Here is a 26,720-nt window from a genome sequence, read left to right as displayed (position 1 = left end):
TTATGGCAGCGCGGCGACGATGGAGATCTCCACCAGAATGCTCGGCTTGGCCATCTTCGCTTCGACGGTGGCGCGGGCCGGCGCGGCGCCTTTGGGCAGCCACTGGTCCCACACCGCGTTCATTCCGGCGAAGTGCGCTTCGATGTCATTCAAATAGATCGTTGCCGACAACAGATGCTGTTTGTCCGTCCCGGCCAGATCGAGCAGACGTTCGATATTGGCGAGCACGTCGCGGGTCTGCTGTTCAATTCCGGCGTCGAAGTCATCGCCGACCTGCCCGGCCAGATACACGGTGCCGTTGTGGCTGACGATCTGACTCATGCGCTCATTGGTGAGCTGGCGCTGGATTGACATGTTTTGCGGACTCCTGGGTCTGGTTGCCGTAACGGGAAATATCGAGGCCTTCGGCGCTGATCTGCGGCTTTTTCTTCGCCATCAGGTCGGCGAGCAAACGGCCGGAACCACAGGCCATGGTCCAGCCGAGCGTACCGTGACCGGTGTTGAGGAACAGATTCTTGAACGGCGTGGCGCCAACGATCGGCGTACCGTCCGGCGTGGTCGGGCGCAGGCCGGTCCAGAAACTCGCTTCGGCCAGATTGCCGCCCTGAGGATAAAGGTCGTTGACGATCATCTCCAGGGTTTCGCGCCGACGCGGGTTCAGCGACAGGTCAAAACCGGCGATCTCGGCCATGCCGCCGACGCGGATGCGGTTGTCGAAACGGGTGATCGCGACCTTGTAGGTCTCGTCGAGAATGGTCGACGTCGGCGCCATGTCCGGATTGGTGATCGGCACGGTCAGCGAGTAGCCCTTGAGCGGATACACCGGGGCCTTGATGCCCAACGGCTTGAGCAGTTGCGGCGAGTAGCTGCCGAGCGCCAGCACGTAGCGATCAGCGGTTTCCAGCTTGCCGTCAATCAACACGCCGTTGATGCGGTCACCGGCGTAATCGAGCTTCTGGATGTCCTGGCCGAAACGGAATTCCACACCGAGCTTGCGCGCCATTTCGGCGAGACGGGTGGTGAAGATCTGGCAGTCGCCGGTCTGGTCGTTGGGCAGACGCAGCGCGCCAGCGAGAATGTCGGTCACGCCTGCCAGCGCCGGCTCGACGCGGGCAATACCGGCGCGGTCGAGAACTTCAAACGGCACGCCGGATTCCTTCAGCACGGCGATGTCCTTGGCGGCGTTATCCAGTTGCGCCTGAGTGCGGAACAACTGCGTGGTGCCGAGGCTGCGGCCTTCGTAGGCGATACCGGTTTCGGCGCGTAATTCATCGAGGCAGTCACGGCTGTACTCGGACAGACGCACCATGCGCTCCTTGTTCACCGCGTAACGGCTGGCGGTGCAGTTGCGCAGCATTTGCGCCATCCACAGGTATTGGTCGATATCGGCGGTGGCCTTGATCGCCAGCGGCGCGTGGCGCTGAAGCAACCACTTGATGGCCTTGAGCGGCACGCCCGGCGCGGCCCACGGCGAGGCGTAACCCGGCGAGACCTGGCCGGCGTTGGCGAAACTGGTCTCCATGGCCGCAGCAGGCTGCCGGTCGACCACCACCACTTCAAACCCGGCACGGGCCAGATAGTAAGCACTGGCGGTACCGATGACGCCGCTACCCAAGACCATGACGCGCATTTTCAATCCCTCATCGCGGCTTTTCGCCGAACTGTTTGTTAGAGCAATGATGGGCGCAGTGTAAAAAAGAAATGCCAGTGCTTTTCACTATATAAGCGCCTATATTTGGCGACAATTCTCGGCAAAAACCCTTTTCACGGAGGCGCATCCCCTATGCGTACCAACACTCAGACCAAACGTGAGCTGGACAAGATCGACCGCAACATCTTGCGCATCCTGCAAGCGGACGGGCGGATTTCCTTCACCGAACTGGGGGAAAAGGTCGGCCTCTCGACCACGCCGTGCACCGAGCGTGTGCGGCGTCTGGAGCGCGAGGGGATCATCATGGGCTACAACGCCCGGCTCAATCCGCAGCATTTGAAGGGTAGCCTGCTGGTGTTCGTCGAGATCAGCCTCGACTACAAATCCGGCGACACATTCGAAGAATTCAGACGCGCGGTGCTGAAGCTGCCGCATGTGCTGGAGTGCCATTTGGTGTCAGGGGATTTCGACTATCTGGTGAAGGCGCGGATTTCCGAGATGGCGTCGTATCGCAAACTGCTCGGCGACATTCTGTTGAAGCTGCCGCATGTGCGTGAATCGAAGAGCTATATCGTCATGGAAGAGGTGAAAGAGAGCCTGTGCCTGCCGATTCCGGACTGATCACCGCAATGATCGTTCCCACGCTCTGCGTGGGAATGCAGCCCGGGACGCTCTGCGTCCCAAAGGCCGAACGCGGAGCGTCCGAAGAGGCATTCCCACGCAGAGCGTGGGAACGATCGCTTACACCAACACCTGCCGATTCGCCGCCATATACTCGAATATCTGCTTTTCCACCCGCGGATGAATCAGCTCCACCGGCCGCCGCTCGTTCGGGCATGGCAGCGTCTTGGTCGTACCAAACAAGCGGCAGATCAGCGGTCGCTCTTCATACACCGTGCAGCCATTCGGCCCCAGGTGCACACAGTTGAGTTTTTCCAGCGCGGCATCCTGCTCGGCGCGGGTCTTGCGCGGCAGCCGGGCCATTTCCTCGGGCGAAGTGGTCACCGGCCCGCAGCAGTCGTGGCAGCCCGGCACGCAGTCGAACGTGGGGATCTGCTGACGCAGGTTGCGGATTTTCTGGCTGTTGCAGCTCATCGAAACGTTGACCAAAGTGGCGGGCTGATGATTGTGCCGCAAAAGCCCGGATCCAGACACCGCAGGCCGACCGATGTTGCCCACGTTCGGGCGTGCGGCTTATGCTCCGTCAAATTTTCTCGACACTCAGCCGTTGGATGATGCCCATGACCGCCCGCGCCCAGACCACCGCGAGCCAACCCCACGTTGCCTCTTATTACGCCGCCAGCAGCCTGCCGCAGCCTGACCATCCCGTGCTGCAAGGCGAGGTGGTGGCGGATGTCTGCGTGGTCGGCGGCGGCTTTTCCGGGCTGAATACGGCGCTGGAACTCGCCGAACGCGGTTTCAGCGTAGTTTTGCTGGAAGCGCACCGGATCGGCTGGGGCGCCAGCGGTCGCAACGGCGGGCAGTTGATTCGCGGTGTCGGTCACGGCCTTGATCAGTTCGCCAATGTCATCGGTGCCGAAGGCGTGCGCGAGATGAAACTCATGGGCCTGGAAGCGGTGGAGATTGTCCGCCGGCGCGTCGAGCGTTTCGGCATTGCCTGCGACCTGACCTGGGGCTACTGCGACCTCGCCAACAAGCCTTCCGATCTCGACGGTTTTGCCGAAGATGCCGAAGAGTTGCGCGGCCTCGGTTACCGCTACGAAACCCGTCTGTTGCAGGCCAGTGAAATGCACACCGTGGTCGGTTCCAAGCGCTATGTCGGCGGCTTGATCGACATGGGCTCCGGACATCTGCATCCGCTGAATCTGGCGCTGGGCGAAGCGGCAGCGGCGCAGCAACTGGGCGTGCAGCTGTTCGAGCGTTCGGCCGTGACGCGCATCGATTACGGCCCCGAAGTGAAGGTGCACACCGCGCAAGGCTCGGTGCGGGCGAAGACCCTGGTGCTGGGCTGCAATGCCTATCTCAATGACCTCAACCCGCAACTGAGCGGCAAGGTCCTGCCCGCCGGCAGCTACATCATCGCCACCGAACCGCTGAGCGAAGAGCAGGCGCACAACCTGCTGCCGCAGAACATGGCGGTCTGCGACCAGCGGGTGGCGCTGGATTACTACCGGCTCTCGGCGGATCGACGTTTGCTGTTCGGCGGCGCCTGTCATTACTCGGGACGCGATCCGAAAGACATCGGCGCCTATATGCAGCCGAAGATGCTTGAAGTGTTCCCGCAACTGGCCGGGGTGAAAATCGATTATCAGTGGGGCGGAATGATCGGCATCGGTGCCAACCGCTTGCCGCAGATTGGCCGGCTCGCCGAGCAGCCGAACGTGTATTACGCCCAGGCGTATTCCGGACATGGGGTGAATGCCACCCACCTGGCCGGCAAGCTGCTGGCCGAAGCAATCAGCGGGCGGCACAGCGGCGGCTTTGATCTGTTCGCCAAGGTGCCGCACATCACCTTCCCCGGCGGCAAGCATTTGCGCTCGCCGTTGTTGGCGTTGGGGATGTTGTGGCATCGGCTGAAAGAGTTGGTCTGACGAATCAGGATCGTTCCCACGCTCCGCGTGGGAATGCATCCAGTGACGCTCTGCGTCACAGCGGACGCAGAGCGTCCGGGGCGGCGTTCCCACGCAGAGCGTGGGAACGCTCTGTGGTATTCATATCCGCCAAAACGGCTTCAATCCCTCCTCCCTTGCCTGCTCCCGCGTCAACCCGACATCCCTGAGTTGCTCCGGTGTCAGGCCTAGCAACGCCTTGCGCGTGTGCAGACGATGCCAGAACAGACCCCAGCGACTGAGGCCGGACGGTGCGTTACGCAGCAGATTGCGCGCGCTGTCCTTCTGCCCTGCCGCCAGTTCCTGACTGTGTAACGTCAGCCGCACATCGCTCAAGCCGTTCATTTTCGTTGCTCCTGTTTACTTGGGTAGCCAGAGATTCCATGATGCGCGGGCGAGCAAAACCATTACAGACTCAAAGAACCTGTATTAACTCCATACAGATTTGCCGATTCACCGACTGAATGACTGATTTTTGCCGCATCTGTACTGGTTTCCACCAAGACGCACCGAGGCCACCATGACTCTGTATGTAAATCTCGCCGAATTGCTCGGCACCCGCATCGAACAAGGCTTCTATCGTCCTGGCGATCGCTTGCCGTCGGTTCGAGCCTTGAGCGTCGAGCACGGAGTCAGTCTGAGCACGGTGCAGCAGGCCTATCGCGTGCTTGAAGACAGCGGCCTCGCCACGCCGAAACCCAAGTCTGGCTACTTTGTCCCAGTCGGCCGCGAGTTGCCGGAGCTGCCCGCAGTAGGCCGCCCGGCGCAACGGCCGGTAGAGATTTCGCAATGGGATCAGGTGCTGGAACTCATTCGCGCGGTACCGCGCAAGGACGTCGTGCAATTGGGCCGTGGCATGCCCGATGTCGGCTCGCCAACCATGAAGCCGCTGCTGCGCGGACTGGCGCGAATCAGCCGGCGGCAGGACATGCCCGGTCTGTATTACGACAACATCCACGGCAACCTCGAACTGCGCGAACAGATCGCGCGCCTGATGCTCGATTCCGGCTGTCAGTTGAGCGCCAGCGATCTCGTGATTACCACTGGCTGCCACGAAGCGCTGTCCACCAGCATCCACGCGATCTGCGAGCCGGGTGACATCGTCGCGGTGGACTCGCCGAGCTTCCACGGCGCCATGCAGACCCTCAAAGGCCTGGGCATGAAAGCCCTGGAGATTCCCACCGATCCGCTCACCGGGATCAGCCTCGACGCCCTTGAACTGGCGCTGGAACAGTGGCCGATCAAGGCCATTCAGCTCACCCCCAACTGCAACAACCCGCTCGGCTACGTGATGCCCGAGTCGCGCAAACGCGCGCTGTTGACGCTCGCCCAGCGTTTCGACGTGGCGATCATTGAAGACGATGTGTATGGCGAACTGGCCTATACCTACCCGCGCCCGCGCACGATCAAATCCTTCGATGAAGACGGCCGCGTGTTGCTCTGCAGCTCGTTCTCCAAAACCTTGGCGCCGGGGCTGCGCATCGGCTGGGTGGCGCCGGGCCGATATCTGGAGCGAGTGCTGCACATGAAATACATCAGCACCGGCTCCACCGCACCACAACCGCAGATCGCCATCGCCGAATTCATCAAGGCCGGCCATTTCGAGCCGCACTTGCGGCGTATGCGCATGCAGTACCAACGCAATCGTGACGCGATGATCGACTGGGTGACGCGCTACTTTCCCGCTGGCACCCGCGCCAGTCGCCCGCAGGGCAGCTTCATGCTCTGGGTGGAGCTGCCGGAAGGTTTCGACACGCTGAAACTGAATCGCGCGCTGCACGATCAGGGCGTACAGATTGCCGTTGGCAGCATCTTTTCCGCCTCGGGCAAGTACCGCAATTGTCTGCGGATGAACTACGCTGCCAAACCAACAGCGCAGATCGAAGAAGCGGTGCGCAAAGTCGGCGCTGCGGCAATCAAACTACTCGCTGAGACCGACTGACCTTTTTTGCGCGCCCGGCGTCCAAATTGCCGACCTCAGCCGCCAACCGGAACGACCCTACGTGAGCTTCAGACAGCCCTTACTCGCTTCACTGATACTCGCCTCGTTCCTCAGCGGCTGCGCCAGCCTCGATGTGCCGCGCGAACCAAGCCAGGCCCTGCCGGCGTCGGACTCCAGCTTCGGCCGCTCGATCCAGGCTCAGGCCGCACCCTACAAAGGGCAATCGGGGTTTCGTCTGCTCTCGGACAGCGGTGAGGCCTTTACCGCCCGGGCCGAGCTGATTCGCCATGCCCAGGTCAGCCTCGATTTGCAGTACTACATCGTCCACGACGGCATCAGCACGCGAATGCTGGTGGAGGAAGTGCTCAAGGCGGCCGACCGTGGTGTGCGCGTGCGCATCTTGCTCGACGACACCACCAGCGACGGCCTCGACCAGATCATCGCGACGCTGGCGGCACATCCGCAGATCCAGATTCGTTTGTTCAATCCGTTGCACCTGGGGCGCAGCACCGGCGTAACGCGCGCGGCCGGGCGACTGTTCAATCTGTCCGTGCAGCACCGGCGCATGCACAACAAGTTGTGGCTGGCGGACAACAGCGCGGCCATCGTCGGCGGGCGCAATCTGGGCGATGAATATTTCGACGCCGAACCCAACCTGAATTTCACCGACATCGACATGCTCAGCATCGGCCCGGTGGCCGAACAGCTCGGACACAGTTTCGACCAGTACTGGAACAGCGCGCTGAGCAAGCCGATCGACGAATTCCTCTCCAGCCAGCCGACCGCCGCCGACCTGGAAAACACGCGCACGCGCCTGGAAGAATCACTGGAAGAAACCCGCAAGCAGAACCACGCGCTCTATCAACAGTTGATGAAATTCACTACCGACCCGCGCATGGACATCTGGCGTAAAGAGCTGATCTGGGCCTGGAACCAGGCGCTGTGGGATGCGCCGAGCAAGGTGCTGTCCAAGGGCGAACCGGATCCGCATCTGCTGCTGACCACGCAACTGGCGCCGGAGCTGACCGGCGTCAGCAAAGAGCTGATCATGATTTCCGCGTACTTCGTGCCGGGCCAGCCAGGGCTGGTTTACCTGACCGGGCGCGCCGATGCCGGGGTCTCCGTGAGCCTGCTGACCAATTCACTGGAGGCCACTGACGTGCCGGCGGTGCATGGCGGTTACGCGCCTTATCGCAAGGCGTTGCTTGAACACGGGGTGAAACTCTATGAACTGCGCCGCCAGCCTGGGGATAACTATGGCAGCGGGCCGCGGGTGTTCTACAGCAAGTCGTTTCGCGGTTCGGATTCGAGTTTGCACAGCAAGGCGATGATCTTCGACCGGCGCAAATCGTTTATCGGTTCGTTCAACTTCGACCCGCGCTCGGTGCTGTGGAACACCGAAGTCGGCGTGCTCGTCGACAGCCCGGAACTGGCCGAGCATGTGCGCGCACTGGCATTGCAAGGCATGGCGCCGACCTTGAGTTATCAGGCGAAACTCGAGGACGGCAAGGTCGTCTGGGTCACCGAGGACAACGGCCAGATGCACACTCTGACCAAGGAGCCGGGGAGCTGGTGGCGGCGCTTCAACTCGTGGTTCAGCACCAGCGTCGGCCTGGAGCGGATGCTGTAAGTCCGTCTGTTGATGATCCCTTGTGGGATGCGCTCAGGCTGCTTCCGCCGTTGTGCCAAAGGCCCCTTGGCGCAACAACAAAAGCACCAGGCCAAACGCCCCCGCCGCCATCAACAGTGGCAACGCATGCCCATTGATCCACTGACTCCCCGCCCCTGCCGCCAGCGGCCCGACCAGACAACCGACACCCCACAACTGCGCGATATGCGCATTGGCGCGAACCAGCGCATCGTCTCGATAACGCTCGCCAATCAGAATCAGCGACAGGGTGAACAAGCCGCCGGCACTGGCGCCGAACAGCACCCACAACGGCCAGATCAGCAGCGTGTCGAGCAACATCGGAATGGCCAGACTCGACAGCATCAACACCACCGCGCATCCGGCGAACAGCGTGCGCCGCGACAGGTAATCGGCCAACGCGCCGATCGGTAATTGCAGCAGCGCATCGCCGACCACCACGGTGCTGACCATGGCCAGCGCGATTTCGGCGGTGAACCCTTGTTGCAGGCAGTACACCGGCAGCAGCGTCAGAATCATCGCCTCGAACGCGGCGAACAACGACACCGCCCAGGCAATCGCCGGCAACTCACGGGCGAAGCCCCATAGATCGCCAAACGTGACGCTGTTGGCTTCACTGCTCGGCGCCCCGCTGCGCCCCAGCAGCAGAAAGGGCGAGAGCGTCAGCAGACCGACCCCGACCCAGAAACCGTAATCATGCTCGGTACCGAGCGCACCCAGCAGCAACGGACCGGACAGTTGGCTCAGCGCATAGCTGCTGCCATACAGCGCTACCAGACGCCCGCGCCACTGCTCGACCACCAATTGATTGATCCAGCTCTCGCCGAGGATGAACACGATGGTCAGGATCACCCCGATCAGCAGGCGCAGCAGCAACCAGATCGGATAACTCGGCAACAGCGCCAGCAGGCCGATCGACAATGCCCCGGCCCACAGGCACAGACGCATCAGGTTCGCCGTGCCGAAATACGCGGCGAGATGGCTGGAAATCTTCGCCCCCAGCAGCACGCCGATTGCCGGCATGGCTGCCATCACACCGATGGCGAACGAGCCGTAGCCCCAGCCCTCCAGACGCAACGACACCAGCGGCATGCTGACCCCCAGGGCCAGGCCGACACTCAAGACAGACGCCAACACGGCGAAATACGTCGCCCACCGCATGTTCCACGCTCCTGTGGATATTTTTATATGCACCACAAAATCACTGTGGGAGCGAGCCCCCGTGGCGAGGGGATTTATCCCCGTTGGGTCGCGCAGCGGCCCCAAAACCTGCAACCACGATGTACCAGGTACACCGCGCGCAATGGTTTAGCGACTGCTTCGCAGCCGAACGGGGATAAATCCCCTCTCCACAGAGGCTCGCTCCCACAGGGGATCTCTGTTTGGTCTGGAAGCCCGGAGTGAGCGGGCTCCCGTCAGCGGCTTACAGCTTGATCCACGTCGCCTTCAACTCGGTGTACTTGTCGAAGGCGTGCAGTGATTTGTCGCGACCGTTGCCCGACTGCTTGAAGCCACCGAACGGCGCGGTCATGTCGCCGCCATCGTACTGGTTGACCCACACGCTACCGGCGCGCAAGGCTTTGGCGGTCAGGTGCGCCTTGGAGATGTCCTGGGTCCACACCGCTGCGGCCAGACCATATGGCGTGTCGTTGGCAATCTGGATGGCTTCTTCGGCGCTGTCGAAAGCGATCACCGACAACACCGGGCCGAAAATCTCTTCCTGGGCAATCTTCATCGCGTTGCTCACACCATCGAAAATGGTTGGCTCGACGTAAGTGCCACCGGTCTCCTGGAGGATGCGCTTGCCGCCGGCGACCAGTTTGGCGCCATCGCTATGGCCGGATTCGATGTACGACAGCACGGTGTTCATCTGCTGGGTATCGACCAGCGCACCGACGTTGGTCGCCGGGTCCAGCGGATTGCCCGGCTTCCAGGCTTTCAGCGCCTCGATCACCATTGGCAGGAATTTGTCCTTGATAGAACGCTCGACCAGCAGGCGCGAACCGGCGGTGCACACTTCGCCCTGGTTGAAGGCGATGGCGCTGGCGGCGGATTCAGCGGCGGCCTGCAGATCCGGCGCATCGGCGAAGACGATGTTCGGGCTCTTGCCACCGGCTTCCAGCCAGACGCGCTTCATGTTCGATTCGCCGGCATAGACCATGAGTTGCTTGGCAATCTTGGTCGAACCAGTGAACACCAGCGTGTCGACGTCATTGTGCAGACCCAGCGCCTTGCCGACGGTGTGGCCATAGCCCGGCAGCACGTTGAGCACGCCTTTCGGAATTCCGGCTTCAATGGCCAGCGCAGCGATGCGGATGGCAGTCAGCGGCGACTTTTCCGACGGCTTGAGGATCACCGAGTTACCGGTCGACAGCGCCGGGCCGAGTTTCCAGCAGGCCATCATCAGCGGGAAGTTCCACGGCACGATAGCGCCGACCACGCCCACCGGCTCACGGGTTACCAGCCCCAGTTGATCATGTGGAGTCGCGGCGACTTCGTCGTAGATCTTGTCGATCGCTTCACCGCTCCAGCTCAACGCCTGCGCCGCGCCCGGTACGTCGATGTACAGCGAATCGCTGATCGGCTTGCCCATGTCGAGGGTTTCCAGCAGCGCCAGTTCTTCAGCGTGCTGTTTCAGCAGGCTGGCGAAGCGGATCATGGTGGCTTTGCGTTTGGTCGGCGCCAGGCGCGACCAGACGCCGGAATTGAAAGTAGCGCGGGCGTTTTCTACAGCACGGTCGGCGTCGGCGGCGTCACAGCTGGCGATCTTGCCGAGCAGGCGGCCATCGACCGGGCTGATGCATTCGAAGGTTTCGCCGGAGACGGCGTCAGTGTATTCGCCATTCAGGAAGGCGCGGCCTTCGATTTTCAGATCGCGGGCGCGTTGTTCCCAGTCGGCACGAGTCAGGGTGGTCATTCGGGTGTCCTCCTCTTATTGAATACGAGCACCGCAAGCGCTGCGGCGCTGTTCAAGAATTCTGCCCGGCCAGCCTGCACTTTCGGCCCGAGGCACCCGCCACCCTAAACCAGCGACCGGGTTTGTTTCAATATATTTGACATAAGCTGGCCATACGGCCTTGCGGTGTTCATTTTAATAAACATAGACTTTGGCCCATCCCAGCCAATGCGCCGTCACTAGCGGAGAAAACAACAATGAACATCCAGAACGTCGTCGATATCAGCCTCGCCAGCAGCGAAGCCGAGCGCTATCGGCCGGACCCGGCGAAAGTGCTAAAGGGCGATCCTGAGCAGGCGGTGTTTCATCAATACGAAAGCCCTTGTGGGCAAATGGGCGTGGGTGTGTGGGAAGGCGCGGTAGGTCAGTGGACGGTGAATTACACTGAGCATGAGTACTGCGAGATTCTGCAGGGGGTTTCGGTATTGCGTGACAGCGATGGCAATGCCAAGACCTTGCGCGTTGGTGATCGCTTCGTGATCCCGGCAGGGTTTCGCGGAACCTGGGAAGTGCTGGAGGCTTGCCGCAAGGTTTATGTGATCTTTGAACAGAAGGCTTGAGTCTTTGCGCTGATTCCACCGGCCTCTTCGCGAGCAGGCTCGCTCCCACATTCGAACGTATTCCATTGTGGGAGCGCAGGACAGGCAACACCAAATGCAAGGCAAACAAAAAAGGCCCGTATCTCACGATACGGGCCTTTTTCGCAGTCAGGAAAAATCAATTACTTGATTTTGCCTTCCTTGTACATCACGTGCTTGCGAACAACCGGATCATATTTCTTGATCTCGATTTTGTCCGGGGTAGTACGCTTGTTCTTGTCGGTAGTGTAGAAGTGACCAGTACCGGCGCTCGAGATCAAACGAATCAATTCACGCATGATTAGCTCCCTTAAATCTTGCCATCGCGGCGAAGTTCGGCGAGCACGACAGTGATGCCACGCTTGTCGATGATACGCATGCCTTTGGCAGATACGCGCAGACGCACAAAACGTTTCTCTTCTTCAACCCAGAAGCGGTGATGCTGCAGGTTCGGCAGGAAACGACGACGGGTTTTGTTGTTTGCGTGGGAAATGTTATTCCCAGTCACCGGACCCTTACCGGTAACTTGACATACTCTCGACATGCCTCAGCCCTCTAAAACCACATGCCCAACCCGGCATGGGTTGGCCGCTTAATCTCTCAGTCATTTGGCGCCAGGCGCCGCGTTTCTTTAGAGGTCTTACCGGCTACACCTACAGTGAAGGAACCGGGCCCCTAGAAAAGAGCGCTGCTTTATACCAGAAAGACCGGGGTGCCACAACAATCGGTGTGCAATCAATCGGCAAAAGGGCGATTTTTTCCGCCGCAGACGCCTTGGACAAAGGCTGCGGCCAGTTTTGACCACTCGTCGCAGAAATCCCGCCCTACAGCCGATTCAGACTTTTCATCTGGCTGCCCACGTTCGAAACCGCGCAAGAGTGCGCCTGAAAATGCAAAAAGGGGATAGTCATTTGCAATTCAGAGCTCTAGGGTAGGACTTTTCCAGACTGCACTTGCAGATGGGCCTTCGATCTGTAAAGGAAACCGACCATGCGCCTCGCTGCCCTACCCCTGTTACTCGCTCCGCTGTTGCTGAGCCCCCTCGCCCAGGCCGCCGCGTTGAGCGTGTGTACCGAGGCCAGTCCCGAAGGGTTCGACGTGGTGCAGTACAACTCGCTGACCACCACCAATGCTTCGGCTGACGTACTGATGAACCGCTTGGTGGATTTCGACACCGCCAGTGGCAAGGTCATCCCGAGCCTTGCCGACAGCTGGGAAGTCAGCACCGACGGCCTGACCTACGTGTTCAAACTGCACCCGCAGGTGAAATTTCACACAACCGACTACTTCAAGCCGAGCCGCGAGCTGAGTGCCGAGGACGTCAAATTCAGCTTCGACCGCATGCTTGACCCGGCCAACCCGTGGCACAAGGTCGCCCAGAGCGGCTTCCCCCATGCGCAGTCGATGCAACTGCCGACCCTGATCAAGAAGATCGACGCCCTCGACCCGCTGACCGTGCGTTTTACCCTCGACCATCCGGATTCGACCTTCCTCGCCACGCTGAGCATGGGTTTCGCTTCAATCTATTCCGCCGAATATGCCGACAAACTGATGAAGGCCGGCGCCACTGACAAACTCAACAGCCAGCCGATCGGCACCGGCCCGTTCGTGTTCAATCGCTTCCAGAAAGACGCGGCGATTCGCTACAAGGCCAATCCGGACTATTTCCGTGGCAAGCCTGCGGTCGACCCGTTGATCTTCGCCATCACGCCGGACGCCAACGTGCGCCTGCAAAAGCTGCGACGCAATGAATGCCAGATCGCCCTGTCGCCAAAACCACTGGACGTACAGGCTGCGCTGAAGGAGCCGACGCTGAAAGTCGAAAAGACTGACGCGTTCATGACCGCTTTCGTGGGCATCAACAGCCAGCATCCGCCACTGGACAAACCGGAAGTGCGCCAGGCGATCAACCTCGCTTTCGACAAGGCCAACTACATCAAAGCCGTGTTCGAAGACACCGCCGAAGCGGCCAACGGCCCGTACCCGCCGAACACCTGGAGCTATGCCAAGAACCTGCCGGGCTATCCACACGACGTGGCCAAAGCCAAGGCGCTGCTGGCCAAGGCCGGCTTGAAGGATGGCTTCCAGACCACAATCTGGACGCGTCCATCAGGCAGCCTGCTCAACCCGAACCCAAGTCTCGGCGCGCAGATGCTGCAGTCGGATCTGGCCGAGATCGGCATCCAGGCGGAGATCCGTGTGATCGAGTGGGGCGAACTGATTCGCCGCGCCAAGGCCGGCGAACACGACCTGCTGTTCATGGGCTGGGCCGGCGACAACGGCGACCCGGACAACTTCCTCACCCCGCAGTTTTCCTGCGCGGCGGTGAAATCCGGGACCAACTTTGCGCGGTACTGCAACGCCGATCTGGACAAGCTGATCAGCGCCGGCAAGACCACCAGCGAGCAAGGCGTGCGCACCAAGCTGTATGAACAGGCACAGGCGCAGATCCAGCAGCAGGCGTTGTGGCTGCCACTGGCGCACCCGACGGCCTACGCTTTGACGCGCAAGGATGTTCAGGGTTATTCCGTCAGCCCGTTCGGCCGGCAGGATTATTCCAAGACCAGCCTCAAGCCCTAAGCGGCAAGCGGCAAGCTAGAGCACTCCGCGCGCAGCTCCAGCATGCCGCTCGCAGCTAGAGGCTTGCCGCTGCTCTTTTACATCCAGCCACACTCCGCCATCGACAGCGGTTCGCCGTCTCCGACGATGAAGTGATCGAGCACTCGCACGTCAATCAGCTCCAGCGCTTTCTGCAGGCGTTTGGTCAGCAGCCGATCGGCCTGACTCGGATCGGTGTTGCCGGACGGATGGTTGTGACACAGGATCACCGCTGCGGCGTTATTGGCCAGCGCGCGCTTCACCACCTCCCGAGGATGCACGCTGGTGTTGTCGATCGAGCCGCGAAACAGCGCCTCGAAATTCAGCACCTGATGCTTTGAATCGAGAAACAGGCAGCCGAACACCTCGTGCGGCTCATGCCGCAGCATCGCCTTGAGGTAATCGCGGACGACCTGGGGGTTCTCCAGTGCCGGCTTCTGTCGTGAGCGCTCGGCCAGATGGCGCTTGCTCATTTCCTGCGCGGCTTGCAGCTGGGCGAACTTGGCGGGGCCGAGGCCCATTTGTTTGCTGAATGCGTCCTGATCGGCCTCAAGCAGTAAACGCAGGCCACCGAATTGCGTCAGCAGATGTCTGGCAAGGTCGACTGCGCTTTTTCCGGGCAATCCGGTGCGCAGAAAAATCGCCAACAGCTCAGCGTCCGAAAGACTCCCTGCGCCGTGTTCCAACAGCCTTTCCCGCGGCCGTTCCGCCGCCGGCCAATCGCGAATACTCATAGCACCTCCTTGTCTGTGGGCGCCGCTGTTCCGTAGCGGTCGCTGTGATATCGTAGCCCATCTTTTTGGCGGTCGATTCAACCCTGGGGAGGGGCATCGCACCGCAGTCATCAACGAAATGAAAGGCAGACCTATGCAGCGGCTGTATCGGAAACGCATCGTTCTGGGCGTCGGCGGCGGCATTGCGGCCTACAAGAGCGCCGATCTGGTTCGCCGCCTGATCGACCAGGGTGCCGAAGTGCGCGTGGTCATGACCCATGGCGGCGCCGAATTCATTACCCCGCTGACCATGCAGGCCCTGTCGGGCCACCCGGTTCACCTCGACTTGCTCGACCCTGCCGCCGAAGCCGCCATGGGCCATATCGAGCTGGCGAAATGGGCCGATCTGGTACTGATCGCCCCGGCCACCGCCGACCTGATCGCCCGCCTGGCCCAAGGCATTGCCAACGATCTGCTGACCACGCTGGTGCTGGCCACCGACGCTGTGGTTGCTGTCGCGCCAGCGATGAACCAGGCGATGTGGCGCGACCCGGCGACCCAGGCCAACCTGCAACTGTTGGAGAGCCGTGGCCTGAAGACTTTCGGCCCGGCCTCGGGCAGCCAGGCCTGCGGCGACGTCGGCATGGGCCGCATGATGGAAGCCACCGATCTGGCGCTGCTCGCCGCCGATTGCTTCCAGCGCCAGGCCCTGACCGGCAAGCATGTGGTGATCACCGCCGGCCCGACTCAGGAAAACATCGACCCGGTGCGCTACATCACCAACCACAGCTCCGGCAAAATGGGTTTTGCCCTCGCCGAAGCAGCCGTGGAAGCCGGCGCCCGTGTCACTTTGATCAGCGGCCCGGTGCACTTGCCGACGCCTGATCGCGTGACGCGGATCGATGTGGTCAGCGCCCGCGACATGCTCGCCGCCTGCGAATCGGCCATGCCTTGCGACGTGTTCATCTCGTCGGCAGCGGTGGCGGACTACCGCCCGGAAGTAGTAGCTCCGCATAAACTCAAGAAAGATCCTACGAGCGGTGACGGCTTCGTCCTGCAAATGGTGCGCAACCCGGACATCCTTGCCACCATCGCGACCCGTCCCGACCGTCCGTTCAGTGTCGGCTTCGCCGCCGAAACCGAACACCTGCTCGACTACGCTGCACGCAAGCTAAAGGACAAGAATCTCGATCTGATTGTCGCCAACGACGTCGCCAACCCGAGCATCGGTTTCAACAGCGAAGAAAACGCCTGCAGCGTCATCGACCGTGAGCTGCACGCCACGGTTTTCGCCCAGACCAGCAAGAGCAAGATCGCTCGCCAACTGGTCACTTTTATCGCCGAACGTCTGAACCAGGTTTAACTTACATGCACGCTTTGCAAGCCAAGATCCTCGATCCACGCATCGGCACCGAATTCCCGCTGCCGCAATACGCCACGCCGGGCTCCGCCGGCCTCGACCTGCGCGCCATGCTGGAACAGGACATCGTGATCAAGCCGGGTGAAACCGTGCTGATCCCCACCGGCCTGTCGGTGTACATCGGCGACCCGAATCTCGCCGCACTGATCCTGCCGCGCTCGGGCATGGGCCACAAACACGGCATCGTGCTGGGCAATCTGGTCGGCCTGATCGACTCCGATTACCAGGGCCCGCTGATGGTTTCCTGCTGGAACCGCGGCCAGAGCGACTTCACCATGACCGTCGGCGAACGCCTGGCGCAATTGGTGCTGGTACCGGTAGTGCAAGCACATTTCGAAATGGTTGAAGAGTTTGTCGAGACCGAGCGCGGTACCGGCGGCTTTGGCCACACTGGCACCAAATAACCGGATAGAAATTATGGTGGTGAGGGGATTTATCCCCTCACCACAAAAAATGCGCTACATCGGCAGCAGGTTTTAACACCGTAAATCAAGGTTTTGCCGGCCCAAAGCCACGCCAGCCGGGGCGTCATGGCCCTTTCATAGCACGAACTCTCTGTGGAAAACGCCGTCATACCCTTCAGTTTGAGCCTGCCGTCGAATCATTCGTCGGTCTGTCCCGCCCTTTTCGAGATGGAGCATGTCCACAGATGAGCACCCCCGCCAAGATCGCCCCGAAGCTGCCTGACAGTATTTTCCGCGCCTACGACATTCGTGGCACCGTGCCGGAATTCCTCAACGGCGAAACCGCCTACTGGATCGGCCGTGCCATCGGCTCGCAGAGCCTGGCCCAGGGCGAACCGAATGTGTCGGTCGGTCGCGACGGCCGCTTGTCCGGCCCGGAGCTGGTCGCGGAACTCATTCGCGGCATCGCCGAGAGCGGCTGCCACGTCAGCGATGTCGGCCTGGTGCCAACGCCAGCGCTGTACTACGCGGCCAACGTACTGGCCGGCAAGTCCGGGGTGATGCTCACCGGTAGCCACAATCCGTCGAACTACAACGGTTTCAAAATCGTCATCGCCGGCGACACCCTCGCCAACGAGCAGATTCAGGTGCTCCACGAGCGCATCAAGAACAACGACCTGAGCACTGGCCAGGGCAGCGTCACTCAGGTCGAAATCCTCGACCGCTACAACACCGAAATCGTTCAGGACATCAAACTGGCCCGCCGCCTGAAAGTCGTGGTCGACTGCGGCAACGGCGCGGCCGGCGTGATCGCCCCGCAACTGATCGAAGCGCTGAACTGCGAAGTCATCCCGCTGTTCTGCGAAGTCGACGGCAACTTCCCTAACCATCACCCGGATCCGGGCAAACCGGAAAACCTTGTCGACCTGATCGCCAAGGTCAAGGAAACCAACGCCGATATCGGCCTGGCCTTCGACGGTGACGGCGACCGCGTCGGCGTGGTGACCAACACCGGCAGTATCGTCTACCCGGACCGTCTGCTGATGCTGTTCGCTCGCGACGTAGTGGCGCGCAACCCGGACGCGGAAATCATCTTCGACGTCAAATGCACTCGCCGTTTGGTGCCGCTGATCAAGGAATACGGCGGTCGGCCGCTAATGTGGAAGACCGGTCACTCGTTGATCAAAAAGAAAATGAAACAATCCGGCGCGCTGTTGGCCGGCGAAATGAGCGGACACATCTTCTTCAAGGAGCGCTGGTTCGGTTTTGACGACGGCATCTACAGCGCCGCACGTCTGCTGGAGATTCTCAGCAAGGAAAAATCCACTGCGGAAGAGCTGTTTGCGACCTTCCCGAACGATATTTCCACGCCGGAAATCAATATCCATGTGACCGAAGAGAGCAAATTCAGCATCATTGATGCACTGCACGATGCTCAGTGGGGCGAAGGCGCCGACCTGACCACCATCGACGGCGTGCGGGTCGATTACGCCAAAGGCTGGGGCCTGGTGCGCGCGTCCAACACCACACCGGTGCTGGTGCTGCGCTTCGAGGCCGATGACGAGGCTGAATTGCAGCGCATCAAGGATGTGTTCCACGCCCAACTGAAACGCGTTGCACCTGATCTCCAACTACCGTTCTGATCCACCCGGAGCCCTGAATGACCCTCGAACGCGAAGCCGCCGCCAACACTGCCAAGGTCCTGTCCGAAGCGCTGCCTTACATCCGACGCTATGTCGGCAAGACCCTGGTGATCAAATACGGCGGCAACGCGATGGAAAGCGAGGAGCTGAAAACCGGCTTCGCCCGCGACATCGTGCTGATGAAAGCCGTGGGCATCAACCCGGTGGTCGTGCACGGTGGCGGCCCGCAGATCGGTGACCTGCTCAAGCGCCTGTCGATCGAAAGCCATTTCGTCGACGGCATGCGCGTCACCGACGCGGCGACCATGGACGTGGTGGAAATGGTCCTTGGCGGTCAGGTCAACAAAAGCATCGTCAACCTGATCAACCGCCATGGCGGCAGCGCCATCGGCCTGACCGGTAAAGATGCCGGGCTGATCCGGGCGAAAAAGCTCACCGTCTCCCGTCAGACCCCGGAGATGACCCAGCCGGAAATCATCGACATCGGCCACGTTGGCGAAGTCGTCGGCATCAACACCGAGCTGTTGAATCTGCTGGTCAAAGGCAACTTCATCCCGGTCATCGCACCGATTGGCGTCGGTGAGAACGGCGAGTCGTACAACATCAACGCCGATCTGGTGGCGGGCAAGGTTGCCGAAGCGCTGAAAGCTGAAAAGCTGATGCTGCTGACCAACATTGCCGGCCTGATGGACAAGTCGGGCACCGTGTTGACCGGCCTGAGCACGCAGCAGGTCGACGACCTGATCGCTGACGGCACGATCTACGGCGGCATGCTGCCGAAGATCCGCTGCGCACTGGAAGCGGTTCAGGGTGGGGTTGGCAGTTCGTTGATCATCGACGGTCGTGTGCCGAACGCGATCCTGCTGGAAATCTTCACTGATACCGGTGTGGGCACGCTGATCAGTAATCGCAAGCGTCCTTGATGGCTGATCGCTGAAAGCAAAAGATCGCAGCCTTCAACAGCTCCTACAGGGATTTCGCACACGCGAGAATCCGCTTTTGTAGGAACTGACGAAGGCTGCGATCTTTTTATGCGCGCAGGAAAAGCCTGACTCCACACAGCGAAACGTCCGACATCCCTTCAGAATAAATCTCCATAGGATCTTCCCCTCATCCAACGGAGATCTTCCCATGCAAAAAAACAGCGTTCCTTACGGCAGTGACATTTCGGCTGGCACTTACGCCTGCGTGGACTGCGGCCGAGAATATTCAGCCCCTTCGCAGACTTCGATGCCGCCCTGCCCTGACTTCACCGAAGCCTCTCACCCACTCAAGGGCTGGAAAGTGCTCACCGGCCAAGGAGATGCACCCCAGGATCCCTACCCAGCCGCCAGCGACAAATAACCGGAGCGGCGACTCATGCAGATCTCGTTCACGATCGACGCCGATGCTTTCGAGCAGGAACAAAAGGAACCGGTAAAAAAGACCTTGCGCATCGGCGACGCTGAAATCGCCCATGCGCTGGAGCGCATCGCCAAGGCCAGCCTGACCGAATACCTGAAAATGCTGGTCGAGGGCGGCATGCCCAGCCGGGCCGACGAAGCCAAGCAGGATCGCCTGCTGTATCTGATTCAGAGTTACTTCGGGCAAACCCTGCCGACCGAATCGCAGATCTCGACGATCTTTCAACTGACCCAGAGTCAAAGCAAAACCCTGCTGAAAAACACCGTTTCGCGTTTTCGCAATCAGCTCGACGACATCCTGCAGCACAGCATGCGCGCAGTGATCGAGTCCGCCGAACATGCGCAAAACGTGTTTCTGGTGGTGATCAGCTCGGACGTGATTCGCGATGAGTTGAACATGCTCATCACCCAAAACGAGCCAACCTTCAAACCCATCACCAAACGCAAGGGCAGCGCCGGGCAGTTCGAGATCAGCGAAGATTCCCACGCATTGCTCTGTGCAACGTTGGGTCTGAATGCCGTTCAGTGACATCGTCGCGGTCAGTGGCTTGCTGCTGACCCTGACCACGTTCATGTTCAATCTGGCGTGGCCGGCGCTCAATGAAGCATTGGCTGAGGATGAGTTTCAAAAGGGTTCGCAGGGCCGCAAGCGCAGTCGAGACAAGGTGATGGCTGCTTTCTACTGGCGAGCATTGCCATTGACGTGCGCTTTCGTGGCGCTGTTTTACGTTAACTTGCCGGCAGCAGTCGGGATCATGCGCAGCAGCACGCTGGACCTTTGGGATTTCGATGTGGATCGCACGTTATACGTGATGGTGGTGGTTGCGCTGCTGGTGTTTGCGCTAGTGAACGCTGCATTGGCGCTGAGACTGCTGATGAAATGGCGAAATCTGCGTTGATCGCCAACAAAAAAAGACCCGGTTCAGCCTGCCTGAACCGGGTCTTTTTTCTGTGGGAGCGAGCCTGCTCGCGAACGCCTAATGTGCCTCACATCGCTGACAGGTGACGGCCATTCGCGAGCAGGCTCGCTCCCATATTGGTCACACGCCAAACTGCGCGCGGTACGCTTCCACGGCTGGCAAATGCTGTTTGAGCTGCGGATCGTCGGCGAGGAACTCCAGCACCTGATTCAGCGAGACAATGCTGATTACCGGGATGCCGAAGTCGCGCTCGACTTCCTGAATTGCCGACAACTCGCCGTTGCCACGCTCCTGACGGTTCAGTGCGATCAGCACACCGGCGGCCTTGGCGCCGTCCTGGGAAGCGATGATCTGCATCACTTCACGAATCGCGGTGCCGGCGGTGATTACGTCGTCGATGATCAAGACTTCGCCAGTCAGCGGTGCGCCAACCAGGCTGCCGCCCTCGCCGTGGGCCTTGGCTTCCTTGCGGTTGAAGCACCATGGCAGGTCACGGTCGTGATGTTCGGCCAGCGCAACGGCGGTCGTGGCCGCCAGCGGAATGCCTTTATAAGCCGGGCCAAACAGGACGTCGAAGGAGATGCCGCTCTCGGCGATGGCGGCGGCGTAGAAACGCCCCAGCTGGGCCAAGGCCGAACCCGAGTTGAACAGGCCGGCGTTGAAGAAGTAGGGACTGGTGCGCCCGGACTTCAGGGTGAACTCACCGAAGCGCAAAACGCCGCGATCGATGGCAAAACGAATGAAATCGCGCTGATACGCTTGCATGAAAAAAACCCCAAATACCACGGATTTAGCTAATTAGCTTGACGCCGTGTATCATACACGCACGCGATTTTTGGGGCCATTTATGCGGATCATCAGTGTGAACGTCAATGGTATTCAGGCGGCAGTCGAGCGCGGTTTGCTCAGTTGGCTGCAAGCCCAGAATGCCGACGTCATCTGCCTGCAGGACACCCGTGCCTCCGCCTTTGAACTGGATGACCCAGCCTTCCAACTGGATGGCTACTTCCTTTATGCCTGCGATGCTGAAGTCCCTGCCCAAGGCGGCGTGGCTTTGTATTCGCGGTTGCAACCGAAGGCTGTCATCAGCGGTCTCGGTTTCGAGACGGCCGACCGCTACGGGCGCTACCTGCAAGCAGATTTCGACAAAGTCAGTATTGCCACCTTGCTGTTTCCTTCGGGGATGAACGGCGATGAAGACTTGAACCAGAAGTTCAAGCTCATGGACGATTTCGGCAAGTACCTGGACAAACAGCGACGCAAACGTCGCGAGTACATTTATTGTGGCTCGCTGTACGTCGCGCAGCAGAAGCTCGACATCAAGAACTGGCGCGACAGCCAGCAATCTCCAGGCTTCCTGGCGCCGGAACGCGCCTGGATGGACGAGATTGTCGGCAACATGGGCTATGTCGATGCGCTGCGCGAAGTCAGCCGCGAAGGCGACCAGTACAGCTGGTGGCCGGATAACGAACAGGCCGAGATGCTCAATCTGGGCTGGCGTTTCGATTATCAGATCCTGACCCCGGGCCTGCGTCGCTCGGTGCGCAGTGCACGCCTGCCGCGTCAGCCACGGTTTTCGCAGCACGCGCCGTTGATCGTCGACTACGACTGGACGCTGACCATCTAAGCGTCCTATCGCAGCCAAAGAAAATGCCCGCATCGTGAGATGCGGGCATTTTTTATGCGCCGTGCTTTCTAGACGGCAGCGAAGAATGGCAAGGTCAGGTACAGCTTGATCACAATGACGTTGACGATATCGATGAAGAACGCTCCTACCATCGGCACTACCAGAAACGCGATCTGCGATGGCCCATAGCGCTGCGTCACCGCTTGCATGTTGGCAATGGCCGTAGGCGTGGCGCCCAGACCGAAGCCGCAATGTCCCGCAGCCAGCACTGCGGCATCGTAGTTGCTGCCCATCACCCGGAACGTCACGAAAATCGCGAACAGCGCCATGACCAGCGCCTGCACGGCCAGGATGATGAAGATCGGCAATGCCAGCGCCGCCAGATCCCAAAGCTTCAGCGACATCAAAGCGATTGCCAGAAACAGCGAGAGGCTGACATTGCCGAGCACGGAAACTTCGCGCTCGAATACCTGATACAAGCCAAGCGCTGACAGACTGTTGCGCAACACCACGCCAACAAACAGCACGCAAACAAACGTCGGCAGTTCGAACGCAGTGCCATGCAGCAAACCATTCAAAAGATTGCCAGCGAGCAGGCTGACGGCAATCAGCGCCAGCGTCTCGACGAACGAAAACGGCGTGATCGAACGTTCCTTGTTCGGCTGTTCAAAACCTCTTGGCAGTCGCGGCGCTTGTTGCGGATTGCAACCTGGCACTTGCACGCGCTTGATCAGCAACCGGGCAACGGGCCCACCGATCAGACCACCCAGCACCAGACCGAACGTCGCTGAGGCCAGCGCCAGTTCCGAAGCCGAGGCCAGGCCATATTTCTCGCTGAATACCGCGCCCCATGCGGCGCCAGTACCGTGGCCGCCGGCCAATGTGATCGAACCCGTCAGCAAGCCCATCAAAGGATCGAGTCCGAGCAAGGTTGCCAATCCGATGCCCATGGCGTTCTGCACCACCAGCAAGCCAATGACCGCCAGCAGGAAGATGCCGACGACGCGCCCGCCCTTTTTCAGGCTGGCAAGGTCGGCACTCAAGCCAATCGTGGCAAAGAACGCCAACATCAACGGTGTTTGCAATGATGTATCGAAGCGGACTTCTATATCGAAAGTGCGCAATATCAACAGGAGCACGGCAACCACCAGGCCGCCCGCTACCGGCTCAGGAATATTGTAACTTCGCAGAAAGCCGACACGCGTAACAAGCCCGCGTCCGAGCAGTAGTACTAAAGAAGCGGCCACGAGCGTGCCGTAGAAATCGAGCTCAATCATGTGGATTATTCTTGGCTAAGTATTCACGAGGCGAGCGTTTACCTGGGCTCGACGGGTGAACCGGCTGATTTTATCAACACTGATTACTGGGGAATTCAAGTGCCATCGATGGCTTGAACATATCGAAATGTTTCAATCGAAACATTGCATCGGGCAACTTTAACAACCCGCTCGCGTCAATAACAAGAACGGGGATAAGCACTTGCTCGATCAGTTGTGACCAAAGATGTAATGGAGAAATATCAATAAATAAATGCCAAACCGCACATCGACAACAGACTAGTCCTACAACACAAACCAATTATTGAGTTGCACAAATAAAAATGCCCCGATAAGCCGGGGCATTTCCATATTGCGATACAACAGACTGTTACTTGATCAGTCGCCAAGTGAACGGATATCTGTACGGGAAACCTTCGTTGGCTTTGACCCCTGCAATGATCGTCAGGACCAGTGCCGCGATTGCCAGCAAGCCAAACAGGAAGAAACCGATGATCAGCAGCATGAGCAGGAAGCAGATCATTGAGGCTATCGCCACCGTGATCTGAAAATTCAGTGCTTCTTTGCCCTGTGCATCGATGAACGGGTCCTTCTCGCGCTTCATCTGCCAAAGGATCAGCGGCCCGATCAGATTGCCGAACGGAATCCAGATCCCCAGCAAGGCGGACAAGTGACAGAACATCGCCCACTGGCGAACCTCCTGGCTCGGTTTGGGCAGCAACTCTTGCTCGTCACTCATCACGTCCTCCTTGTGGTCAAAATCTCAGTCGGCCAGCGCAGCCTTCTGCAATTCGAAGATTTCGTTCATGCCCTGCTTGGCCAGTTCCAGCATGGCATTGAGCTCATCAGGCTGGAACGGCGCGCCTTCAGCGGTGCCCTGCACTTCGATGAAGCCGCCGGTGCTGGTCATCACCACGTTCAGGTCGGTTTCAGCTGCAGAATCTTCAAGATAGTCCAGATCCAGCACCGGCTCGCCCTGGTACATGCCGACCGAGACCGCACCGATCATCTGCTTGAGCGGGTCACCGCCTTTCAGGCCGCCGCGCTTCTTGATCACTTTCAGGGCATCGACCAGCGCAACCATGCCGCCGGTGATGGACGCGGTGCGAGTACCGCCATCGGCCTGGATCACGTCGCAATCGACGTACAGGGTCACGTCGCCGAGCTTGGACATATCCAGTGCCGCGCGCAGGGAGCGGCCGATCAGGCGCTGGATTTCCAGAGTACGACCGCCTTGCTTGCCACGGCTGGCTTCACGCTGGTTACGCTCGCCGGTGGCGCGCGGCAGCATGCCGTACTCGGCAGTCAACCAGCCCTGGCCCTGACCTTTGAGGAAACGCGGCACGCCATTTTCGACGCTGACGGTGCAGATGACTTTGGTATCACCGAATTCGACCAGTACGGATCCCTCGGCGTGTTTGGTGTAGTTGCGGGTGATGCGGATCGAGCGGAGCTGATCGGCAGCGCGACCACTTGGACGTTTCATAGGGATACCTGTACTGAGGACGGAAAACTGCCGAGCATTATAGAGCGCTGCACCGCGAGTGGGCACTGGTTAAAACCGCCGGCCGACGACCGAAGCCCCTCAAGCGCGCATAACCGACGGGCTGCAGCGCTTTGTCACACCGTGTGTTTGGGCGCATTCGCCGCACTGCGCTACAATCCTGCGCCTTTGCTGCCAGTCGGCTTAAATTCATTGAAATCGCGCCTGCGAAACAGCGTTTCGCGCCGATCTGCATTGCGAGGTCACCGCCATGGTGCACAGCATGACCGCCTTCGCCCGCGTCGAGAAAGCCGGCGTTCAGGGCACCCTGAGCTGGGAACTGCGCTCGGTCAACAGCCGCTATCTGGAACCGCACCTGCGCTTGCCCGAATCGTTCCGCGATCTCGAAGGCGCCGTGCGTGAAGCGCTGCGTCAGGGCCTGTCGCGGGGCAAACTGGAATGCACGCTGCGCTTCACCGAAGAAAGCACCGGCAAACCGTTGCAAGTGGACCGCGAGCGCGCCGCGCAACTGGTGGCCGCTGCGGAAACCGTTGCCGGGCTGATCAAGAATCCTGCTGCGCTGAATCCGCTGGAAGTGCTGGCCTGGCCCGGCGTGCTGGTGGCCGATGCGACCGACCCGCAAGCGCTGAACGCCGAAGCGCTGGCGCTGTTCAATCAGGGCTTGAAGGATCTGAAGGCTGGCCGCGAGCGCGAAGGCGCGGAGCTGGCTCGCTTGATCAATGACCGCCTGACGTCCATCGAAGAAGACGTCGTGACCCTGCGTGAACTGGTGCCGCAGATGCTCGCCACCCAGCGCCAGAAGGTCCTCGATCGCTTCGCCGACATGAAGGCCGAGCTCGACCCGCAGCGTCTGGAACAGGAAATGGTCATCCTCGCGCAAAAAAGCGACGTGGCCGAAGAACTGGATCGCCTGAGCACCCACATCATCGAAGTTCGCCGGGTGCTCAAGTCCGGTGGTGCCGCCGGGCGGCGTTTGGACTTCCTGATGCAGGAGCTCAACCGCGAAGCCAACACACTGGGCTCCAAAGCCTTCGACCCGCGCAGCACCCAGGCCGCCGTCAACCTCAAGGTGTTGATCGAGCAGATGCGCGAACAAGTGCAGAATATTGAGTAAGGCTACCCTGACATGACCCAACACACCGGCACCCTGTACATCATTTCCGCGCCATCGGGCGCGGGCAAGAGCAGTCTGGTCAAGGCGTTGACCGACGCCGATCCGGAGATTCGCGTTTCCGTTTCGCACACCACCCGCGCCATGCGCCCGGGCGAAGTGGATGGCGTGAACTACCACTTCGTGACCCGCGAAGAGTTCGTGAAGATGGGCGAGCACGGCGACTTCCTTGAGCGCGCCGAAGTCTTCGGCAACTTCTACGGCACCTCGCAAAGCCGTTTGCAACAGACCCTGGACGAAGGTCACGACCTGATTCTGGAAATCGACTGGCAAGGCGCCGAGCAAGTGCGCAAGCTGATGCCGCAGGCGCGCTCGATCTTCATTCTGCCGCCATCGCTGCAAGCCCTGCACCAGCGCCTGACCAACCGTGGCCAGGACAGCGACGAGATCATCGACGGCCGCATGCGCGAAGCGGTCAGCGAGATGAGCCATTACGTCGATTACGATTACCTGATCATCAACGACGATTTCGCCCATGCGCTGGACGATCTGAAAGCGATTTTCCGCGCCAATCAGCTGCAACAGAAACGCCAGCAAGTGCGTTTCGGCAAATTGCTGGCTGAATTGCTCGGCTGAAACAACACTTCCCAAAATGCCTGCAAGCGCTTTACATTGGTGCTTGCAGCGCGTTGAAGGGTCTGGTCAAAAAATCAGCGCTTCCCTAATCGCTGGTGATTTTTTAAACTGCTCAGTCC

General features: G+C 60.1%; 27 protein-coding genes and 1 pseudogene. 15 read left to right on the top strand and 13 right to left on the bottom strand.

Features of this window, described 5'->3' with window-relative positions:
- Both JWU58_RS01540 and dadA read right to left on the bottom strand, forming a co-directional pair.
- Complete coding sequence (locus tag JWU58_RS01540; RefSeq protein ID WP_016772564.1) at positions 1-354, bottom strand: RidA family protein; 354 nt, start codon at positions 352-354, stop codon at positions 1-3.
- Entirely contained in the window at positions 326-1,630 is a 1,305-nt protein-coding gene (gene dadA, locus JWU58_RS01535) for a D-amino acid dehydrogenase (RefSeq protein ID WP_206421386.1), read from the bottom strand. The genes JWU58_RS01540 and dadA overlap by 29 nt, the downstream gene beginning before the upstream one ends.
- Positions 1,631-1,783: 153 nt before the next feature.
- Between dadA and JWU58_RS01530 the strand changes: the two genes are divergently transcribed.
- Positions 1,784-2,272 (top strand): Lrp/AsnC ligand binding domain-containing protein, encoded by a 489-nt coding sequence (locus JWU58_RS01530; protein WP_010465173.1) that lies wholly within the window; start codon positions 1,784-1,786, stop codon positions 2,270-2,272.
- A 120-nt stretch (positions 2,273-2,392) separates the two neighbouring features.
- On the opposite strand, the gene JWU58_RS01525 is transcribed toward JWU58_RS01530, so the two are convergent.
- Entirely contained in the window at positions 2,393-2,746 is a 354-nt protein-coding gene (locus JWU58_RS01525; protein WP_038861187.1) for a YkgJ family cysteine cluster protein, read from the bottom strand.
- Between the two features lie 146 nt (positions 2,747-2,892).
- On the opposite strand from JWU58_RS01525, the gene JWU58_RS01520 reads away from it, so the two are divergent.
- Positions 2,893-4,203: an NAD(P)/FAD-dependent oxidoreductase gene (locus JWU58_RS01520; protein WP_206421385.1), complete on the top strand. Its 1,311-nt coding sequence runs from the start codon at positions 2,893-2,895 to the stop codon at positions 4,201-4,203.
- Positions 4,204-4,323: 120 nt separating this feature from the next.
- Here the strand turns inward: JWU58_RS01520 and JWU58_RS01515 are convergent, their stop codons facing one another.
- On the bottom strand, positions 4,324-4,566 hold the full coding sequence (locus JWU58_RS01515) for a DUF1127 domain-containing protein (RefSeq protein ID WP_122692327.1): 243 nt from the start codon (positions 4,564-4,566) through the stop codon (positions 4,324-4,326).
- A gap of 175 nt (positions 4,567-4,741) precedes the next feature.
- Here JWU58_RS01515 and JWU58_RS01510 point away from each other — a divergent pair, with 175 nt between their 5' ends.
- The gene (locus JWU58_RS01510; protein ID WP_041476641.1) at positions 4,742-6,163 is read left to right on the top strand and encodes an aminotransferase-like domain-containing protein; all 1,422 of its coding nucleotides are present in this window, start codon (positions 4,742-4,744) and stop codon (positions 6,161-6,163) included.
- A gap of 61 nt (positions 6,164-6,224) precedes the next feature.
- The gene (locus tag JWU58_RS01505) at positions 6,225-7,793 is read left to right on the top strand and encodes a phospholipase D family protein (protein WP_024014795.1); all 1,569 of its coding nucleotides are present in this window, start codon (positions 6,225-6,227) and stop codon (positions 7,791-7,793) included.
- A gap of 33 nt (positions 7,794-7,826) precedes the next feature.
- Here the strand turns inward: JWU58_RS01505 and JWU58_RS01500 are convergent, their stop codons facing one another.
- Both JWU58_RS01500 and JWU58_RS01495 read right to left on the bottom strand, forming a co-directional pair.
- On the bottom strand, positions 7,827-8,972 hold the full coding sequence (locus tag JWU58_RS01500) for an MFS transporter (protein WP_016772557.1): 1,146 nt from the start codon (positions 8,970-8,972) through the stop codon (positions 7,827-7,829).
- 262 nt (positions 8,973-9,234) lie between these two features.
- Complete coding sequence (locus JWU58_RS01495; RefSeq protein WP_016772556.1) at positions 9,235-10,728, bottom strand: aldehyde dehydrogenase; 1,494 nt, start codon at positions 10,726-10,728, stop codon at positions 9,235-9,237.
- 236 nt (positions 10,729-10,964) lie between these two features.
- On the opposite strand from JWU58_RS01495, the gene JWU58_RS01490 reads away from it, so the two are divergent.
- The gene (locus JWU58_RS01490; RefSeq protein WP_071172114.1) at positions 10,965-11,327 is read left to right on the top strand and encodes a cupin domain-containing protein; all 363 of its coding nucleotides are present in this window, start codon (positions 10,965-10,967) and stop codon (positions 11,325-11,327) included.
- 161 nt (positions 11,328-11,488) lie between these two features.
- Here JWU58_RS01490 and rpmG read toward each other — a convergent pair whose 3' ends face one another.
- Together rpmG and rpmB are read right to left on the bottom strand one after the other, a co-directional pair.
- Positions 11,489-11,644 (bottom strand): 50S ribosomal protein L33, encoded by a 156-nt coding sequence (rpmG, locus tag JWU58_RS01485; RefSeq protein WP_016772554.1) that lies wholly within the window; start codon positions 11,642-11,644, stop codon positions 11,489-11,491.
- Between the two features lie 11 nt (positions 11,645-11,655).
- A complete protein-coding gene (gene rpmB / locus JWU58_RS01480; protein ID WP_007920377.1) occupies positions 11,656-11,889 on the bottom strand; it encodes a 50S ribosomal protein L28 in 234 nt (77 codons plus the stop codon).
- Between the two features lie 446 nt (positions 11,890-12,335).
- On the opposite strand from rpmB, the gene JWU58_RS01475 reads away from it, so the two are divergent.
- Positions 12,336-13,925 carry an ABC transporter substrate-binding protein gene (locus JWU58_RS01475; RefSeq protein ID WP_123441837.1) on the top strand — a complete coding sequence of 530 codons (1,590 nt, stop codon included), beginning with the start codon at positions 12,336-12,338 and terminating at the stop codon, positions 13,923-13,925.
- Between the two features lie 77 nt (positions 13,926-14,002).
- On the opposite strand, the gene radC is transcribed toward JWU58_RS01475, so the two are convergent.
- Positions 14,003-14,677, bottom strand: coding sequence for a RadC family protein (radC, locus tag JWU58_RS01470; protein WP_016772552.1), 675 nt, complete (start codon positions 14,675-14,677; stop codon positions 14,003-14,005).
- Positions 14,678-14,810: 133 nt separating this feature from the next.
- On the opposite strand from radC, the gene coaBC reads away from it, so the two are divergent.
- The 6 genes and pseudogenes from coaBC (at position 14,811) to JWU58_RS01440 (ending at position 20,425) form a co-directional block, all read left to right on the top strand.
- The gene (gene coaBC / locus JWU58_RS01465; protein WP_016772551.1) at positions 14,811-16,019 is read left to right on the top strand and encodes a bifunctional phosphopantothenoylcysteine decarboxylase/phosphopantothenate--cysteine ligase CoaBC; all 1,209 of its coding nucleotides are present in this window, start codon (positions 14,811-14,813) and stop codon (positions 16,017-16,019) included.
- Between the two features lie 5 nt (positions 16,020-16,024).
- Positions 16,025-16,480, top strand: coding sequence for a dUTP diphosphatase (gene dut, locus JWU58_RS01460; protein WP_016772550.1), 456 nt, complete (start codon positions 16,025-16,027; stop codon positions 16,478-16,480).
- Between the two features lie 239 nt (positions 16,481-16,719).
- Positions 16,720-18,123 (top strand): annotated as a pseudogene (locus tag JWU58_RS01455) (phosphomannomutase/phosphoglucomutase); the annotation flags it as partial.
- 17 nt (positions 18,124-18,140) lie between these two features.
- Positions 18,141-19,046 carry an acetylglutamate kinase gene (gene argB / locus JWU58_RS01450; RefSeq protein ID WP_016772548.1) on the top strand — a complete coding sequence of 302 codons (906 nt, stop codon included), beginning with the start codon at positions 18,141-18,143 and terminating at the stop codon, positions 19,044-19,046.
- 436 nt (positions 19,047-19,482) lie between these two features.
- A complete protein-coding gene (locus JWU58_RS01445; RefSeq protein WP_123441840.1) occupies positions 19,483-20,055 on the top strand; it encodes a hypothetical protein in 573 nt (190 codons plus the stop codon).
- Complete coding sequence (locus tag JWU58_RS01440; RefSeq protein ID WP_016772545.1) at positions 20,042-20,425, top strand: hypothetical protein; 384 nt, start codon at positions 20,042-20,044, stop codon at positions 20,423-20,425. The genes JWU58_RS01445 and JWU58_RS01440 overlap by 14 nt, the downstream gene beginning before the upstream one ends.
- A 141-nt stretch (positions 20,426-20,566) precedes the next feature.
- Here JWU58_RS01440 and pyrE read toward each other — a convergent pair whose 3' ends face one another.
- The gene (gene pyrE, locus JWU58_RS01435; protein ID WP_027616815.1) at positions 20,567-21,211 is read right to left on the bottom strand and encodes an orotate phosphoribosyltransferase; all 645 of its coding nucleotides are present in this window, start codon (positions 21,209-21,211) and stop codon (positions 20,567-20,569) included.
- A gap of 82 nt (positions 21,212-21,293) precedes the next feature.
- On the opposite strand from pyrE, the gene JWU58_RS01430 reads away from it, so the two are divergent.
- The gene (locus JWU58_RS01430; protein ID WP_016772543.1) at positions 21,294-22,073 is read left to right on the top strand and encodes an exodeoxyribonuclease III; all 780 of its coding nucleotides are present in this window, start codon (positions 21,294-21,296) and stop codon (positions 22,071-22,073) included.
- 68 nt (positions 22,074-22,141) lie between these two features.
- Here the strand turns inward: JWU58_RS01430 and gltS are convergent, their stop codons facing one another.
- The 3 genes from gltS to rph all read right to left on the bottom strand — a co-directional run bounded on the left by gltS (position 22,142) and on the right by rph (position 24,836).
- Positions 22,142-23,350, bottom strand: a complete 1,209-nt coding sequence (gene gltS / locus JWU58_RS01425) for a sodium/glutamate symporter (RefSeq protein ID WP_206421384.1) — start codon at positions 23,348-23,350, stop codon at positions 22,142-22,144.
- A 370-nt stretch (positions 23,351-23,720) separates the two neighbouring features.
- A complete protein-coding gene (locus tag JWU58_RS01420; RefSeq protein ID WP_016772541.1) occupies positions 23,721-24,089 on the bottom strand; it encodes a DUF4870 domain-containing protein in 369 nt (122 codons plus the stop codon).
- Between the two features lie 24 nt (positions 24,090-24,113).
- The gene (gene rph / locus JWU58_RS01415) at positions 24,114-24,836 is read right to left on the bottom strand and encodes a ribonuclease PH (protein WP_206421383.1); all 723 of its coding nucleotides are present in this window, start codon (positions 24,834-24,836) and stop codon (positions 24,114-24,116) included.
- A gap of 268 nt (positions 24,837-25,104) precedes the next feature.
- Here rph and JWU58_RS01410 point away from each other — a divergent pair, with 268 nt between their 5' ends.
- Together JWU58_RS01410 and gmk are read left to right on the top strand one after the other, a co-directional pair.
- Positions 25,105-25,968 carry a YicC/YloC family endoribonuclease gene (locus JWU58_RS01410; protein WP_016770639.1) on the top strand — a complete coding sequence of 288 codons (864 nt, stop codon included), beginning with the start codon at positions 25,105-25,107 and terminating at the stop codon, positions 25,966-25,968.
- 12 nt (positions 25,969-25,980) lie between these two features.
- Positions 25,981-26,601: a guanylate kinase gene (gmk, locus tag JWU58_RS01405; RefSeq protein WP_039757364.1), complete on the top strand. Its 621-nt coding sequence runs from the start codon at positions 25,981-25,983 to the stop codon at positions 26,599-26,601.
- Positions 26,602-26,720: the final 119 nt, after the last annotated feature.

Source organism: Pseudomonas atacamensis (genome assembly GCF_017167965.1).
In the GTDB taxonomy this organism is placed as follows: domain Bacteria; phylum Pseudomonadota; class Gammaproteobacteria; order Pseudomonadales; family Pseudomonadaceae; genus Aquipseudomonas; species Aquipseudomonas atacamensis.
This window is presented reverse-complemented; position numbering and strand designations above follow the sequence as displayed.

Bases quoted from the DNA above. Each gene is read 5' to 3' on its own strand.
- JWU58_RS01530 (WP_010465173.1), top strand. From the start codon at position 1,784: ATGCGTACCAACACTCAGACCAAACGTGAGCTGGACAAGATCGACCGC.
- rpmG (WP_016772554.1), bottom strand. From the start codon at position 11,644: ATGCGTGAATTGATTCGTTTGATCTCGAGCGCCGGTACTGGTCACTTC.
- JWU58_RS01430 (WP_016772543.1), top strand. From the start codon at position 21,294: ATGCGGATCATCAGTGTGAACGTCAATGGTATTCAGGCGGCAGTCGAG.
- rpmB (WP_007920377.1), bottom strand. From the start codon at position 11,889: ATGTCGAGAGTATGTCAAGTTACCGGTAAGGGTCCGGTGACTGGGAAT.
- dadA (WP_206421386.1), bottom strand. From the start codon at position 1,630: ATGCGCGTCATGGTCTTGGGTAGCGGCGTCATCGGTACCGCCAGTGCT.
- JWU58_RS01540 (WP_016772564.1), bottom strand. From the start codon at position 354: ATGTCAATCCAGCGCCAGCTCACCAATGAGCGCATGAGTCAGATCGTC.
- coaBC (WP_016772551.1), top strand. From the start codon at position 14,811: ATGCAGCGGCTGTATCGGAAACGCATCGTTCTGGGCGTCGGCGGCGGC.
- JWU58_RS01490 (WP_071172114.1), top strand. From the start codon at position 10,965: ATGAACATCCAGAACGTCGTCGATATCAGCCTCGCCAGCAGCGAAGCC.
- JWU58_RS01440 (WP_016772545.1), top strand. From the start codon at position 20,042: ATGCCGTTCAGTGACATCGTCGCGGTCAGTGGCTTGCTGCTGACCCTG.
- JWU58_RS01500 (WP_016772557.1), bottom strand. From the start codon at position 8,972: ATGCGGTGGGCGACGTATTTCGCCGTGTTGGCGTCTGTCTTGAGTGTC.
- JWU58_RS01410 (WP_016770639.1), top strand. From the start codon at position 25,105: ATGGTGCACAGCATGACCGCCTTCGCCCGCGTCGAGAAAGCCGGCGTT.
- JWU58_RS01475 (WP_123441837.1), top strand. From the start codon at position 12,336: ATGCGCCTCGCTGCCCTACCCCTGTTACTCGCTCCGCTGTTGCTGAGC.
- JWU58_RS01515 (WP_122692327.1), bottom strand. From the start codon at position 4,566: ATGAACGGCTTGAGCGATGTGCGGCTGACGTTACACAGTCAGGAACTG.
- JWU58_RS01495 (WP_016772556.1), bottom strand. From the start codon at position 10,728: ATGACCACCCTGACTCGTGCCGACTGGGAACAACGCGCCCGCGATCTG.
- gmk (WP_039757364.1), top strand. From the start codon at position 25,981: ATGACCCAACACACCGGCACCCTGTACATCATTTCCGCGCCATCGGGC.
- gltS (WP_206421384.1), bottom strand. From the start codon at position 23,350: ATGATTGAGCTCGATTTCTACGGCACGCTCGTGGCCGCTTCTTTAGTA.
- JWU58_RS01445 (WP_123441840.1), top strand. From the start codon at position 19,483: ATGCAGATCTCGTTCACGATCGACGCCGATGCTTTCGAGCAGGAACAA.
- pyrE (WP_027616815.1), bottom strand. From the start codon at position 21,211: ATGCAAGCGTATCAGCGCGATTTCATTCGTTTTGCCATCGATCGCGGC.
- JWU58_RS01420 (WP_016772541.1), bottom strand. From the start codon at position 24,089: ATGAGTGACGAGCAAGAGTTGCTGCCCAAACCGAGCCAGGAGGTTCGC.
- dut (WP_016772550.1), top strand. From the start codon at position 16,025: ATGCACGCTTTGCAAGCCAAGATCCTCGATCCACGCATCGGCACCGAA.
- radC (WP_016772552.1), bottom strand. From the start codon at position 14,677: ATGAGTATTCGCGATTGGCCGGCGGCGGAACGGCCGCGGGAAAGGCTG.
- rph (WP_206421383.1), bottom strand. From the start codon at position 24,836: ATGAAACGTCCAAGTGGTCGCGCTGCCGATCAGCTCCGCTCGATCCGC.
- JWU58_RS01510 (WP_041476641.1), top strand. From the start codon at position 4,742: ATGACTCTGTATGTAAATCTCGCCGAATTGCTCGGCACCCGCATCGAA.
- JWU58_RS01520 (WP_206421385.1), top strand. From the start codon at position 2,893: ATGACCGCCCGCGCCCAGACCACCGCGAGCCAACCCCACGTTGCCTCT.
- argB (WP_016772548.1), top strand. From the start codon at position 18,141: ATGACCCTCGAACGCGAAGCCGCCGCCAACACTGCCAAGGTCCTGTCC.
- JWU58_RS01525 (WP_038861187.1), bottom strand. From the start codon at position 2,746: ATGAGCTGCAACAGCCAGAAAATCCGCAACCTGCGTCAGCAGATCCCC.